Source organism: Tenacibaculum maritimum NCIMB 2154, from assembly GCF_900119795.1.
In the GTDB taxonomy this organism is placed as follows: domain Bacteria; phylum Bacteroidota; class Bacteroidia; order Flavobacteriales; family Flavobacteriaceae; genus Polaribacter; species Polaribacter maritimus.
The window spans coordinates 1,381,876-1,399,682 of the sequence record NZ_LT634361.1 but is presented as its reverse complement, the minus strand read 5'-3'; the positions used below and the strand labels follow the sequence as shown (position 1 = coordinate 1,399,682).

The 17,807-nt window shown below is 35.9% G+C and carries 1 protein-coding gene; it reads right to left on the bottom strand.

From position 1 onward, the window contains the following. Positions 1-2 precede the first annotated feature (2 nt). On the bottom strand, positions 3-17,786 hold the full coding sequence (locus tag MARIT_RS06345) for a T9SS type B sorting domain-containing protein (RefSeq protein ID WP_100211076.1): 17,784 nt from the start codon (positions 17,784-17,786) through the stop codon (positions 3-5). Positions 17,787-17,807: the final 21 nt, after the last annotated feature.

The following is a 17,807-nucleotide window of genomic DNA, read 5'->3' as shown; positions in this document are numbered from 1 at the left end:
AATTATCTATATAGTGTAAAGTGACCCATTAATTTCTTTTTTTGACCAGAAAGCTCTTTATAATAAATAGCGTACCAATAATCTCCTGAAGGTAAATGTCTTCCTTGATAGGTTCCATCCCAACCTTGATGATCTCCTTTAAAGCTTGTTATTTTACGGGCATATCTATCATAAATAAACACTTCTATATCATGATAGCTTTCCACTTCATTAGGATACCAATAATCATTATTACCATCTCCATCAGGGGTAAATAAATTAGGCACATCAATAGTTATGTATTCGCCCGCAACTGTCAGTACAAACTCACAACCTCTATCATCTCTTACTGTAATAGTATAATCTCTTGTTTGCGTAATTACAAATTCATTATTAGCATCAAAATTACTTCCATCAATACTATAAAGATAAGGAGGCCTACCATCTACACCATTGGCTCTTAATATATTCTTTTCAGAATCATCAATCGTCATTCCTAATGGTTTTATGTCCTCTACCTCAAATGGGCTACTTAAGTTTTTACATCCTGTAAGTGCATGCTCTACTGTTACTGTATAATTTTGACCGGCTAATACATTTTCAAAAACTCCTGTATCATTAGTTAACGTTGTATTTCCTTGTAACAAATAAACTACTTGATTTTTATACTCATCATTCACAGTTGCTGTTATTGTTACTCCATCACATTCATAAACTGTATTTACAGATAAATTTAAATCTACGGGTTTTGTTGTTACTACAGTAACTGGTTTAGCTGGAGTACACCCACTACTATCTTTCACATAAACTAAATATGTCTTTCCTCCAACAATTCCATCTGCTGCTCCGTATGTCAATTTTCCTTGGTTGAAGGTTTGACCTCCATCAATGCTAGTAAAATAAGGTGCTCTACCTCCTTCTACCTCAATTGTAAAGGTAGGTGTTGCATCTTCTATACAAACCTGTTGCGTAATCAACGCTGTAGGCGAAACAATTAATGGGTCAGGACTTTCTATCTCAAAATCTATAGTATTAAAACATCCTCTCTCATCCTTAACTGTTACGGTATATGTTCCCGCAGGTAAACTAGAGAACGTATTTTCCTTTTGGAATTTTCTAGGATCCGTACTTAAAGCATATATATAAGCTCCTGTACCTCCCACTGCGTTTACCGTAATGGTACCATCTTTTTCACCAGTACAAGTTATATCAGTTTTATTCCCCGTTACTTCTAGTGCATCAGGCTCTTTAATTTCATACGCTTCCGTTAAAGTTACACAATCTCCACTTGTTACCCTTATTTTGTATGTTCCAGGTCCTAAATTTCTAAACACTTTTGATGTTTGATTAGGCCTCACTACCACTAGATTTGTTGGGTCAGCTGCATCTAATAACTCATACTCATAACTTCCGAATCCTCCTTTTGCTATCGCCGAAAGAACTGCATTAGCTTCTCCGTTACATGTTACAGTAGCTGAAGTTGTATCTAATTCAGCTTCTAACTCTTCCAATGCTGCCACTGTAACAAAGAACGCTTCCGATACACACATTTTGCTATCTCTCACATAATATTTATGTTGCCCAGCATCTACTCTAAATACATTAGAAGCTACAAAATTAATTCCATCATTACTATACATATATGGAGCTGTTCCTCCTGTACCAGTTACTGTAATAGTAGCTTGAGGGTCTCTACAAGTTATATTTCCTGTTATTCCTGCCGATGCAACTACCTTATCTGGATCAATGACTTTTATTGTAGGCGTTGTATAAGTACATGAATAATCATCTGTTATAATTACTGAGTAATCTCCTTCTGGCAATCCTGTAAATTGGTTCGAAGACTGACTAGCCGATTGACTACCATCTGGATATACTAAAATATAAGTGTAAGTAGGTGAAATACCTTGCCCTCCAGAAACAGTATCTATTGTAATTGTAGCTGTAGATTCCCCATCACATACATTTGTTATAACAGAATGCGTTTCTGCTATTGGGTCTGGTGCATTTAAAGTGAATGTATCTGTAACTATACAGCCATTTGCATCTCTAACACTTGCTACATACACCCCTGCATTCAACCCTATAATCGTTCCATTTGTAGCAAAATTCTGATGAGTAACACCTGTTGTTGTATTCAACAACTGATATTGATAACCTCCCCAGCCTCCTTCTGCTGATATTACTACTTCTCCTGTATTTGAAGCTATACAACTTATCAAAGTAGGAGTTGTTGTTATTTTTAAAGCTGCATCAGGTTCTTCTATTTCTATTGTTGCTGATTGTACTGGACAGAATGGTGAACCTACCATTGTGGCTACTACATAATAACTTCCTGAACTTAATCCTGTTACTGTTACCAATCCATTAACTCCTAATACTTTAGGCCTTACTAAAGTGCCACCTTGATCAAAAATCTCATAATCATAGTTACCTACATATGGTGTGCTTGAACTAAACTCAAAAGACAACTCCCCTGTATTAGATCCTAAACAATTTACATTGCTCAACTTATTGATATCCAATACAAATTTTGGCTCCTCTAAAACTTGGTGCGAACTTGTTAAAACACAGTTGGTTCCTGTATTAGTTACCGTTACTGTATAAGTATCTGTTACCAAACCTGTAAACACTCCAGTTGTATTTGTTGCCGTATAACCTTTAGTACCTGTTACCATATAACTCACTGTTGCTGGAGCTAATACTGGCGTGCTTGATGTATAAGTTACAGTGATATCCTCTCCTGTGTTACAGTCTATTTTCTTATCTACAACCACCTTGGTTGTTAATAGTTTTGCAAAAGGAGCTATGCTTGCTGCAATACTTTCTGAACATCCCTTATCATCATAAATAGTGATCAAATAATCTCCTCCTGATTCTGCTGTTGATGTATAGCTAAAACTTGAACCTTTTTGTAAAGACACATCATCTGCTGTAGTAGCTGTTCCTTTTGTATCTATAAATTCAACTTGCTTATAAGTTCCACTTCCTCCTGTGATTAAACTCGCATCAATACTGATAGTAGCACTATTAGTAACATTACCAGTAGTACAACCAAACTCTGTTACTTTTAATGCTCCTGCTGGAATATCAATTGCTGTTAACTCATCTATCACTATATTACCTGATGTTGTAGTACAGCCATTACTTCCTTCTGCTGTAACAACATAAGTAGCAGGTGGTAACTTTTCAAATACATTCGTTGTGATAGCTCCTACTCCATTTGGATCTGGTGAAATTGTATAACGCAATGGCACAATACCATTATCTTGCGCTGTCAATCGGATAATTCCTGAATTTGACCCATTACAAACGCTATCTTCCTTATCATATGTAAAAATAGGTTTGATGCTATCATCTATATCAATTTTTTTTGTGATAGAGCAGTTCGGGGTAGCTCCTACATCATATACATTAATTGTATAGATATCTTTTGCCACTGTATTAAATGTTACCGTAGTTCCTACTATTGCAACTCTTGCTACAACAGATCCTCCTAAACTATTCAATACTTCGTACTCATAATTTCCAGAACCTGATAATATTGATACTGATACTATTCCTGATGGACTTACCGTACAATCAATCTTCTTCGTTTCTGTTACTGTAAATTCTAGATTTGGATGCAACGTTATATTCTGAGTCGATACCGCAGAACAATTGTTAGAATCTTTTACATTAACGGTGTAAGTTCCTGATCCTAAACTTGCGAAAACATTCGTTGTTTGGTTTCTTATCTCTGTTCCCGATCCATCTACTAAAATATAAGTATAGTTACCTGTTCCTCCAACAGCTGTAACGGTTATACTTCCCCCGCTAGTAGCTGTACAAACATTATCATCTTTTACCAAATTAAAAGTGATTTCATCTGGATTAACTAATGTTTCTGTTTTACTAACAACACATCCGTTAATATCTTTTACACGTACTGTATAAGTATTAGGGCTTAAATCTTTGAATATATTTGTTGGATTGTATGCCTTTATTACAGTCGTTCCTAATGCATCCGATAATTCATACTGGTAACTTCCCCATCCTCCTACTGGATTTACAGTAATGATTCCATTAGCTCCATCTTTACAACTTACCGCTTTTACACTTGTTGTAAAGTTTAGTGCTGCATCAGGTTCTTCTATTTCTATTGTTGCTGATTTTACTGGGCAGAATGGTGAGCCTACCATTGTGGCTACTATATAATAACTTCCTGAACTTAATCCTGTTACTGTTACCAATCCATTAACTCCTAATACTTTAGGCCTTACTAAAGTGCCACCTTGATCAAAAATCTCATAATCATAGTTACCTACATATGGTGTGCTTGAACTAAACTCAAAAGACAACTCCCCTGTATTAGATCCTAAACAATTTACATTGCTCAACTTATTGATATCCAATACAAATTTTGGCTCCTCTAAAACTTGGTGAGAACTTGTTAGAACACAGTTGGTTCCTGTATTAGTTACCGTTACTGTATAAGTATCTGTTACCAAACCTGTAAACACTCCAGTTGTATTTGTTGCCGTATAACCTTTAGTACCTGTTACCATATAACTCACTGTTGCTGGAGCTAATACTGGCGTGCTTGATGTATAAGTTACAGTGATATCCTCTCCTGTGTTACAGTCTATTTTCTTATCTACAACCACCTTTGTTGTTAATAATTTTGCAAAAGGAGCTATGCTTGCTGCAATACTTTCTGAACATCCCTTATCATCATAAATAGTGATCAAATAATCTCCTCCTGATTCTGCCGTTGATGTATAGCTATAACTTGATCCTTTTTGTAAAACCACATCATCTGCTGTAGTAGCTGTTCCTTTTGTATCTATAAATTCAACTTGCTCATAAATTCCACTTCCTCCTGTGATTAAACTCGCATCAATACTGATAGTAGCACTATTAGTAACATTACCAGTAGTACAACCAAACTCTGTTACTTTTAATGCTCCTGCTGGAATATCAATTGCTGTTAATTCATCTATCACTATATTACCTGATGCTGTAGTACAGCCATTACTTCCTTCTGCTGTAACAACATAAGTAGCAGGTGGTAACTTTTCAAATACATTCGTTGTGATAGCTCCTACTCCATTTGGATCTGGTGAAATTGTATAACGCAATGGCACAATACCATTATCTTGCGCTGTTAATCGGATAATTCCTGAATTTGACCCATTACAAACGCTATCTTCCTTATCATATGTGAAAATAGGTTTGATGCTATCATCTATATCAATCTTTTTTGTGATAGAGCAGTTCGGGGTAGCTCCTACATCATATACATTAATTGTATAGATATCTTTTGCCACTGTATTAAATGTTACCGTAGTTCCTACTATTGCAACTCTTGCTACAACAGATCCTCCTAAACTATTCAATACTTCGTACTCATAATTTCCAGAACCTGATAATATTGATACTGATACTATTCCTGATGGACTTACCGTACAATCAATCTTCTTCGTTTCTGTTACTGTAAATTCTAGATTTGGATGCAACGTTATATTCTGAGTCGATACCGCAGAACAATTGTTAGAATCTTTTACATTAACGGTGTAAGTTCCTGATCCTAAACTTGCGAAAACATTCGTTGTTTGGTTTCTTATCTCTATTCCTGATCCATCTACTAAAATATAAGTATAGTTACCTGTTCCTCCAACAGCTGTAACGGTTATACTTCCCCCACTAGTAGCTGTACAAACATTATCATCTTTTACCAAATTAAAAGTGATTTCATCTGGATTAACTAATGTTTCTGTTTTACTAACAACACATCCATTAATATCTTTTACACGTACTGTATAAGTATTAGGGCTTAAATCTTTGAATATATTTGTTGGATTGTATGCCTTTATTACAGTCGTTCCTAATGCATCCGATAATTCATACTGGTAACTTCCCCATCCTCCTACTGGATTTACAGTAATGATTCCATTAGCTCCATCTTTACAACTTACCGCTTTTACACTTGTTGTAAAGTTTAGTGCTGCATCAGGTTCTTCTATTTCTATTGTTGCTGATTTTACTGGACAGAATGGTGAACCTACCATTGTGGCTACTACATAATAACTTCCTGAACTTAACCCTGTTACTGTTACCAATCCATTAACTCCTAATACTTTAGGCCTTACTAAAGTGCCACCTTGATCAAAAATCTCATAATCATAGTTACCTACATATGGTGTGCTTGAACTAAACTCAAAAGACAACTCCCCTGTATTAGATCCTAAACAATTTACATTGCTCAACTTATTGATATCCAATACAAATTTTGGCTCCTCTAAAACTTGGTGCGAACTTGTTAGAACACAGTTGGTTCCTGTATTAGTTACCGTTACTGTATAAGTATCTGTTACCAAACCTGTAAACACTCCAGTTGTATTTGTTGCCGTATAACCTTTAGTACCTGTTACCATATAACTCACTGTTGCTGGAGCTAATACTGGCGTGCTTGATGTATAAGTTACAGTGATATCCTCTCCTGTGTTACAGTCTATTTTCTTATCTACAACCACCTTGGTTGTTAATAGTTTTGCAAAAGGAGCTATGCTTGCTGCAATACTTTCTGAACATCCCTTATCATCATAAATAGTGATCAAATAATCTCCTCCTGATTCTGCTGTTGATGTATAGCTATAACTTGATCCTTTTTGTAAAACCACATCATCTGCTGTAGTAGCTGTTCCTTTTGTATCTATAAATTCAACTTGCTCATAAATTCCACTTCCTCCTGTGATTAAACTCGCATCAATACTGATAGTAGCACTATTAGTAACATTACCAGTAGTACAACCAAACTCTGTTACTTTTAATGCTCCTGCTGGAATATCAATTGCTGTTAACTCATCTATCACTATATTACCTGATGTTGTAGTACAGCCATTACTTCCTTCTGCTGTAACAACATAAGTAGCAGGTGGTAACTTTTCAAATACATTCGTTGTGATAGCTCCTACTCCATTTGGATCTGGTGAAATTGTATAACGTAATGGCACAATACCATTATCTTGCGCTGTTAATCGGATAATTCCTGAATTTGACCCATTACAAACGCTATCTTCCTTATCATATGTGAAAATAGGTTTGATGCTATCTTTAACAGTAAATTCTTTTACTTTAGAACAACCTGAAGTTACATCTGTTAACGTTACCTTATAATCTCCCACTGCAGAAATACTAAAAGTCGTTACAGCAGTAGTAAATGTCGTTACAGGAATAACATTCGCTCCTGCACTTGTTTCAACAATATAACTATAATTATTTGTTCCTGATAAAACATCTAATTGAATAGTTGCATTCGGAGTTAAAGTACAATCTAAATTTTTAACTATAGTAGCATTAAAATCTAGAGAAGGGTGAATTGTTCTTGTTTGAGTTGTGCTTTCACAACCATTAGCATCTTTTATTTTTATTGTATATGTTGTTCCAACTACCAAATTCTCGAACAATCCAATTCTCTTATATGTTACCCCATTATCTATAGAGTATAAGTAAGGAGCTAAACCATTTGTACCTGTAACTGTTATTGTTTTATTTACATCGCAAGTACTTACTGCAATTGCGTCAATAACCGGTAATTGGCTAACTACCAAGTCAACATTTCCTATATTTTGAGAACACCCATTAGAGTCAACTACTTCTACAGCTACATTTACTGGCTGAGTAGGATCTGTAACATTTACATACGATATAGGGATACTCGTAGCTCCTCCTGTTGGAGAAGTTATTCCCGTTGCGTTAGTAACTGTTAAAGTATAATCATATCCTCCAAAACCTCCTATTACATTTTCTATATTTACAACTCCGGCTGTACTACAAGTAATATCATTTGCCTTTACAACCGATCCTTGTATAGGAGTGCCTTCTTCTATTAATATATCTTTGCTTGCCCATAAGCACCCTGTTGCTCCAGTTAATTCTAAGTAATACTCCCCTGGAGACAATCCAGCTACTACTATAGGAGCAAAACCAGACTGGTTAATTCCAGTATAAGCAGGAACAGCTATTCCCGTATTAGATGGATCTCTTTTGTATAATGTGTAATCAAAAGGATCTGATAAATCACCTGATGTATTATCTAATGTAAATGTTATTTTTCCTGAATTGGCTCCGGAACAGGACATATTATCTACTACACCTTCTATTCCCACTGAAGGGGTATAAATAGCATATATATCTTCTGTATTTTGTTCTATACATCCAGTTGATGTATCTCTAACAAAAAATTCATACGTTCTTCCTGGAACCAAACCTGAAAATGTTTTTGTTCTATCTGGATCCCCAGGACCTGCAGCATCTGGAGCAAACCATCCTGTGGGTGCATTGATAGCAAATTCAAAAGGACCAACTCCTCCTATTGCTTCTACCGTTACATTAAAACCAGATAAACAGCTTCCTCCTCCTGAAACAGGATTTACAATCAATCCTTTTACATTGAAAGGAGTTTCAAATCGATCTAAATAATTTATACAAACTTGCGTCCCTGTTCCATCTATAATTCGAATAGCAGGGTTGATCTCTGTTCCTGGGTTCATTGACCTAAAAATAGGACTTACTTGCCAAGAGGTTCCATTATCTTTACTATATTCTATAGAATATGGTGCTGAAACTGTTGGTAAATTTGTAAAGTCAAAACCAAACCCACTATTATCTAATTCATAATTCACACATACTCCTGGAGGTACAACTCCTAACGTTGTCGGATTCAATTCTGGAAATTGAATCAAATTAATAGTGTCTGTTACAATACATCCATTGGCATCAGTTATCGTTACTGTATAGGCATCTGCTACAAGACCTGAATAAGTCTTATTTGTTCCCGTAAAAGAAGTTACTGTATTCGTATAACCTAAAGCTCCTACTACCTCTATTTTATATGGAGATAATCCATTTTGAATTGCAACGGTAACTGTTCCTGTTTCGCCAAAACACCTAGGAGAGTTATCTGATAAAGAAACTTTTGGATTCGTTATTTGTGTTATCGTTAAAGTAGTAACATCCTCACAGTACCCTACACTTCCATTATTATCTCGTACATAAACATCATAATCCCCTACTACTGAAATAGGATAAACAGTTGTTGTTGAAAAACCTGTTGCAGGATCTCCTACTGGAACTACTGTATAAACATAATTTCCATCTCCTCCTAATCCTGAAACTGTAATTTCTCCCGGATTACAACTCAATTCTTTTTTAGTTGCACTAACTGCTATTTCTGTATCTAGCGAATGTGTTGAGGGTAATGACTTACAACCCAAACCATCTAATACTTCAACCGTATATGTTTTTGGTCCTAAACCTGTAAATGTATAAGTTGTTGCTGTTGATGGTGTTGGAGTCTGCCATGGACCTCCATCTATTCTAAATTGGTAATTGCCATTTCCTTGTGTAACATTTACCACTATTTGTCCATTATTTCCATCATAACATTCCGTTATTTCTGCATCATGAACCACTCCTGGAGGTGCTGTTACTGTGATTGTTGCATTGGTAACTGATACACATCCTTTACTATCCTTTGATTGAATTGTATAAGGAGTTACACTTGCTACTACATTGCTAAATTTTCCTGTTATATTCCAAGTAGCTCCTCCATCTATACTATACTCATACGGCGGTGTTCCTCCTGTTGATACCGCTTGTATCGTTGCTCCTGTTCCTCTACAATCTGCTATTTGCTCAATTGTTGCAGACGTTACTACTGGAGCTGGCTCTGATATTGTTACATCTCCTAAAGGAAGTACACAAGTAGTTCCTAGAGTAGTTCTCACCTGAACTGCATGGGTACCCTCTGCTACAGGATCTATTACAAAAGGACTTGTTGTTGCCGTAGCCCAAGTTCCTCCTCCGTCTATACTATATTCGTAAGATGTTCCGTAATTACTCGCTATTAAGGTTATTGTTCCATCATCTGAACCATTACAACGATTATCCGTATTTGAATCAACCTTCGCTGTAAATTCCTGGTTTGCTAAAACTGTTGCTGAAACATCTATAGTACATGAACTTCCATAATCTACACGAATCGTATGAAGTCCAACTGCTACATTCGCAAATACATTGCTCGCTGGATCTGCTTGAGCAACTCCATCTAGTAAATAGCTATATCCTGCTCCTTTTGGCGTAACTGTAATAGTTCCTGTTCCATCACAATTATAAACTATACCGGTACTAAATGTAGGCTCTACTGGTAACGGATCAATTGTAATATCTGCTAACGTCAATATACAATTATTAGCATCCCTTACTGCCAATTTATAAACACCTTCGGTCAAGCCTCCTTTTGTTAGGCTTGAACTATATTGCATAATTCCTGTAGCTCCATCCTGTATTCCATAACTATAAGGAGCTGTTCCTCCTGTTGCCTGTACAAATGTGATCTCTCCATTTTCCAAACAAGTATATTCTTTGGTTTTGCTCGCTGAGCTTACAATTGGATCAGGAACTGCTATTACCTCCGATACTTTTGTACTCTTACAGCCATTCGCATCTTTCACTTCTATTTCATAAGTATCGCTAGATAAACCTGTAAAAGAAGCTGTTGTAGCTGCACTAGGCCCCACGGTAGATGTCACTCCTGTTGCAACTCCCGTCAATGTTACTTCGTAAGGTCCTGCTCCTTCTGATATGAATACATTAATAGTTCCTGTATTTCCTGTACAGTTTGGTTGAACTGCAGTTAAGCTAGCTTTTGGACTTGTTATTGCTCCAATCGTTACTGTTTCTTTATACTCACAATATTTTGCATTTCCATTATTATCTCGTACATAAACATCATAATCTCCTGCAACTGCTATTGGGAAAGTATTACCTGCAACAAAACCTGAAGTAGGGTCTCCTACTGGAACAACCGCATAAACATAATTTCCATCTCCTCCTTCTCCTGTTATTGCTATTTCTCCTGGATCACACGTCACATTAGTTAATACTGAACTTGCTTTTAAAACAGGATGTAAAACATGGGTTGATGGTGCTGATATACATCCTAAACCATCTAATACTTCAACCGTATATGTTTTTGGTGTTAATCCTGTAAATGTATAAGTTGTTGCTGTTGATGGTGTTGGAGCTAACCAAGCACCTCCATCTATTCTAAATTGGTAATTGCCATTTCCTTGTGTAACATTTACCACTATTTGTCCATTATTTCCATCATAACATTCCGTTATTTCTGCATCATGAACCACTCCTGGAGGTGCTGTTACCGTGATTGTTGCATTGGTAACTGATACACATCCTTTACTATCCTTTGATTGAATTGTATAAGGAGTTACACTTGCTACTACATTGCTAAATTCTCCTGTTATATTCCAAGTAGCTCCTCCATCTATACTATACTCATACGGTGGTGTTCCTCCTGTTGATACCGCTTGTATCGTTGCTCCTGTTCCTCTACAATCTGCTATTTGCTCAATTGTTGCAGACGTTACTACTGGAGCTGGCTCTGATATTGTTACATCTCCTAAAGGAAGGACACAAGTAGTTCCTAAGGTAGTTCTCACCTGAACTGCATGGGTACCCTCTGCTACAGGATCTATTACAAAAGGACTTGTTGTTGCCGTAGCCCAAGTTCCTCCTCCGTCTATACTATATTCGTAAGATGTTCCGTAATTACTCGCTATTAAGGTTATTGTTCCATCATCTGAACCATTACAACGATTATCCGTATTTGAATCAACCTTCGCTGTAAATTCCTGGTTTGCTAAAACTGTTGCTGAAACATCTATAGTACATGAACTTCCATAATCTACACGAATCGTATGAAGTCCAACTGCTACATTTGCAAATACATTGCTCGCTGGATCTGCTTGAGCAACTCCATCTAGTAAATAGCTATATCCTGCTCCTGTTGGCGTAACTGTAATAGTTCCTGTTCCATCACAATTATAAACTATACCGGTACTAAATGTAGGCTCTACTGGTAACGGATCAATTGTAATATCTGCTAACGTCAATATACAATTATTAGCATCCTTTACTGCTAATTTATAAACACCTTCGGTCAAGCCTCCTTTTGTTCGACTTGAACTATATTGCATAATTCCTGTAGCTCCATCCTGTATCCCATAACTATAAGGAGCTGTTCCTCCTGTTGCCTGTACAAATGTGATCTCTCCATTTTCCAAACAAGTATATTCTTTGGTTTTGCTCGCTGAGCTTACAATTGGATCAGGAACTGCTATTACCTCCGATACTTTTGTACTCTTACAGCCATTCGCATCTTTCACTTCTATTTCATAAGTATCGCTAGATAAACCTGTAAAAGAAGCTGTTGTAGCTGCACTAGGACCCACAGTAGATGTCACTCCTGTTGCAACTCCCGTCAATGTTACTTCGTAAGGTCCTGCTCCTTCTGATATGAACACATTAATAGTTCCTGTGTTTCCTGTACAGTTTGGTTGAACTGCAGTTAAGCTAGCTTTTGGACTTGTTATTGCTCCAATCGTTACTGTTTCTTTATACTCACAATATTTTGCATTTCCATTATTATCTCGTACATAAACATCATAATTTCCTGCAACTGCTATTGGGAAAGTATTACCTGCAACAAAACCTGAAGTAGGGTCTCCTACTGGAACAACAGCATAAACATAATTTCCATCTCCTCCTTCTCCTGTTATTGCTATTTCTCCTGGATCACACGTCACATTGGTTAATACTGAACTTGCTTTTAAAACAGGATGTAAAACATGGGTTGATGGTGCTGATATACATCCTAAACCATCTAATACTTCAACCGTATATGTTTTTGGTGTTAATCCTGTAAACGTATAAGTTGTTGCTGTTGATGGTGTTGGAGCCAACCAAGCACCTCCATCTATCCTAAACTGATAGTTACCACCTCCTTGTGTAACATTTACCTCTATTTGTCCATTGCTTCCATCATAACACTCCGTTATTTTCGCATCATGAATTATAGTTGCTGGCGGATCTACTTTTATTTTAATCGGCACACAACTGACTTTGTTTATTTGTATATTAACATTGTCTATAAAATTACCTATAGTATTATTTCCTGACGCTGTAGAAACAGCTTCAAATGATACAAGTGTAACTGATTGCCCAGCAGGAACTGTATATGTTCCTGAATAACTACCCCAAGCATTTTTATCATCTGACATTGTTTCTACAATTGTTGCTGTAGTCAAACTTCCTCCTATTCTTACGTCTGCCACATCAACTCCTGCCCTACCTCTATGATCCAAAGACCAAGATATTATATCTCCAGGTTGCGTACAATACTCTTGATATAAAGTTGAAACTCTATTCGCATTTAATTCTACAAATGAACTTCCTTCTGAAGCAAACACTCCGTTATATCCGTTTGACCATACTTCTATAATATTATCCGATGCTGTAGTATCCCATCCTGGAAAATTATCTTCAGAAATAAATCTAATATCTGGCCTTGATGTTGAAGAAGCTGGATCTTCAAAACCTCCATTAATAAATGGATCAATACTACATCCACATTCATTACAGTTTCTACTATCTCTTACATTAATTTCATATTCTGTAGCACTTGGAGGTACATTTGTGAATACCCCAGTAGTATTCCACGTCGCTCCTCCATCTATACTATAAGTATATGGTGGCGTTCCTCCTACCGCTGTAGCTTTAATAGTAGCTCCTGTATCTGTTCCTGAACAACTAGCTCCTTCTTCTATTGACGCAGATAAAACTAATTTTGGAGGCTCTTCAATTGTGATATTTCCTAAATCAATTTCACATGCTCCTTCCTTTACAAAAACATTGTAAACTCCATCTTGCAATCCTACTATTTTATATGGATTATCGCCTGCCATTGACCAAGTAGCTCCTCCATCTATCGAATATTCAAAATCTCCTCCTACAAAATCTTCTGCTAAAACCGTTATCGTTCCATTATCTGAATTATTACAAATACTATTCGTAGTTGCTATTACTTTTGCACTGAACTCTTTATCTGCTAAAACCCTTACTGAGATATCTACCGTACATGAACTTCCATAATCTACACGAATCGTATGAAGTCCTACTGCTACATTTGTAAATACATTACTCATTGGATCAGCCTGAGCTACTCCGTCTAATAAATAACTATAGCCTGCTCCTGCTGGAGTAATAGTTACTGATCCTGTTCCATCACAATTATAGGCTACATTTGTACTAAACGTTGGTTCTATTGGCAATGGATCTATAACAATGTCTGCCAATGTTAATGTACAATTATTAGCGTCTCTTATAGTTAATACATACGTACCTTGAGTTAAATTTCCTTTTACTCGATTTGAAGAATAAACCCCATTGATTCCATAACTATAAGGGGCTGTTCCTCCTGTAGCTTCTTCAAAAGTAATTTCTCCATTTTCCAAACAAGTATATTCTTTGGTTTTACTCGCTGAACTTACGATCGGATTAGGGACCTTTATTTCTATCCCTTCTATCTTATACAGACATTGGTATCCATTCTTAGAAGCTCTTACGTCTATTGTATATGTATTTGCAGGAAGTCCAGTAAAAACTCCCGACGTATTCCAAGTTGTTGCATTTTCTTCTTTATATTCTATCAAATATCCTAAAGCACCTCCATTTAAGCTTACTTCTATTTGACCATCCGCTTGCCCACTACAGGTAACATCTTTTGGTTTTGCAGTAAAAGTAAGTTCTGGCTCTACTTTAATTTCTATAGGATTCGATACTTTATAACAATTATTACTATCTACTACTATAAATCGATAGATCCCTTCTTGTCCATTAACTACATTATATACATTATTAGTAAAGTAAGCTGTTGAAGGTATGTCAGAAATACTTGCATACAAATCGGTGCCCTTATCCGTCCATACTGCATATTTATAAGTATCTCCCACAGTAATGGTACCTCCTCCAGATATTAATGTTATAAGCCCATCTGAAGTTCCATCTTTACATGTAATTTCCTTAGTATTAGCAGCTGTCAATGTTAGCGGCAACGGCTTATTGATTGTAATAGATTCTGTTCCCGTACAATCAGGTGTGCTTACTTGTACTGTATAATCTCCCGCATTTGTTACCTGAAAAGTATAATCATTATCTGTTGTTGGACCAAAAGTTGCTATTGGGGTTGTATTTCCATCTTCTGTTAATACATAAGTATACTCTCCTGGCGCATTACTTACCTGCACTCTTAAATCTACTGGATCTGTTGCACATAAAACAGTGGACTGTCCTAGATTTATGTCAATATTTTTATTCTGAATATTTATTGATGGATAAGTATAAATACAAGAAGCTGCACTAGAGTTCTGTATTCTAATTTCTAAATTATAATCCCCAATATCTGACACTGTAAATGAGTTACCATTCTGGAAACCTACTGAATACCCGTTAGGTCCCGTTAATTTATACTCATATCCATTGGGTACATTGTTAACTGTTATGCTTCCTTGCTTTCCACAGATTATATCTTTTTTAACAATATCTGGATTTAGTGTAGCTTTAAATACATTGAAATAATACGATGTGGGGCATCTCCCATCATATAACACATCTACTCTATACTCACCTTCATTTGCAATTGTCTCTGAAAATGATGTTCCTATACTTTGCCAAGTACAAGCTGTATTTACATTAGCACATCCTGTAACTGCATCAGGGCACGATGTTTCATCTAACTTAAACCACTCTACCGTTGTTGCCGTAGTACCTGTAAAAGGTAAATTTATTGCTCTTGAACTTCCTGTACCACATAAATAAATCTCTGCAACATTCGATAATCCAGATAAATCATTAGGGCAAGTTAACATTCTGTCTATAAAAGGCAATAAGGGATTAGGTTCATTATTATAAGGAATTACGTTAATCTTTTCGGTAGTATCAATACATCCTACTGGTGCTATTTTGTTAACGGTATAGGTTCCTGGTACACTTACCGTAACAGTTTGGTTGGTTCCTATTACATTTCCGTTAGGGTCTTTCCATTCATAACTTTGAAATCCTGCTCCTGCTGTTAATGTTATTGAGCTTCCACATAAAACTTCATCTCTTTCAAAAGTACATCCACTTGTATCTATTAAGAAATTAGAAGTTCCTATAACTCCCAAATTACATGCATCTACTCCTGAAAAACTAAAGTCATTAGTTATTCTTGGCGTATTTCCTTCATCACTATCATAATTTGCATAAGCTTGATTTTCTATTTTATTAGAACATACGTCTCTCAATTGATTACAATCAGTTACTACTTTTACTTTAAATCTAAAAGAATGTTTTATACCTCCTTCTTCTACCATATCATCTGGTATCTTTAAACGAAGTTCTCCTCTAAAACCATTAGCTAACGCAGGCACTTTATAAGTGTAGGTAATTCTCGGGTCAGGCAAAACTAAATCAGCCTCTATCAAATCTACATTTTTAGGAAGCCTATCTACTATCTCCGTATTTAGTGCATTGTCTGTTCCTATATTTTGAAAACTAACCTCATACCACAATTCACTTCCTAAACCAACAGGAGTTCCCGCCACATCATTTCCAGCACCATCATCAATAGTTTTCACCAATTGGATCTTAGGTTCTATAATTTCAACAGACATCGCTGTTAAAAATGGCCAATATACATCTCCTCCTGTTGTAAATCTTACGTTTGCGGAAGTGTCACCATTACCTATAACACTATTGCTAGGATTATTTAATGTCAAAAGATCTACATCAAACCCTAAGGTATTCTCACTATTCGGATTTCTTCCTGTTGCATAATTACCATATTTAGTAATACTTCCATTAAAAAAATTATCCGCGGGATTTTTACTATTCGAAATATCTATAAAATTCCCATTATTATCTTCTATTTGAAACCGATCCCCATCAATAAAACCATCTCCTTCCAATGTGGCTACAATAAGCTCAGCCCTTACAGGTCCTGCTGGAATAGTAGTAAAACCTGTATAAGATATATCTACGTTATTAGATCCATTTATAGTAGCAAAACCATCAAACAAAGATATATTTTTACTTGATTCTGCCTCATTTTCATAAATTAATATCAAGGCCCATCCAGCAGCTCCACCCAGCCCATAATTTCGATCCAATCCTCTAACAGCTCGAATGTTTGCTGCAAAATAATCTCCATTTGGATTATCCTTATCTACCAAATTAGTAACATCCTTATAATAAACATACGGTTTTTGATTAAAAGCTCCATCATCATAAATTTGTTCTCTAATACTTGAATCTGTAGTATTTGCTATTAAATCAATATAGTTTCCCCCTGGAACTTTAAACTTTATTTTATTTTTATCAATACTTCTCGGTTCTTCATTTTGCCATGTTTCATAAGGATATACTCCCGCCCAATATAGCCCTGCATATACTATCCTAGAGCAAGTTGGTAATGTTAATGTAGCTTTACTTGATGAAAATGTAGAAACGTCACCATCTACATCAATATAATCCATATATACATTTCCATTATTTACATTAGCGGCACGTCCTCCATTATTCCAAAATAAATCAGAATTATATGGATCATTAGCTGTATCTGCCCCATTAAAAACGTAATATCCTGTTCCATTGAACTTATATAAAGTCCTTATTGGTGCTGTTTTATCAGTATCTCTATTTAAAATACTATTTCCAATAAAAGTCATATTACCTTTTACGTTGATTCCTCCCGTAACCAATCTTTGCCTAAAAGGCGTATCCGCTCTCTTATCTGCCGATGAACTTTCCTTTATAATTTGAGATGAAATAGGTTCTTGCAAAGGAATTTTTTCTTCCTTTTCTAACTCTTGAGAAAATGAAACAAAAACTTGAAAAAAAACAATTAGGGTTAGTATTTTTTTTATCATTCTTAAGGGGGTGTTATATTC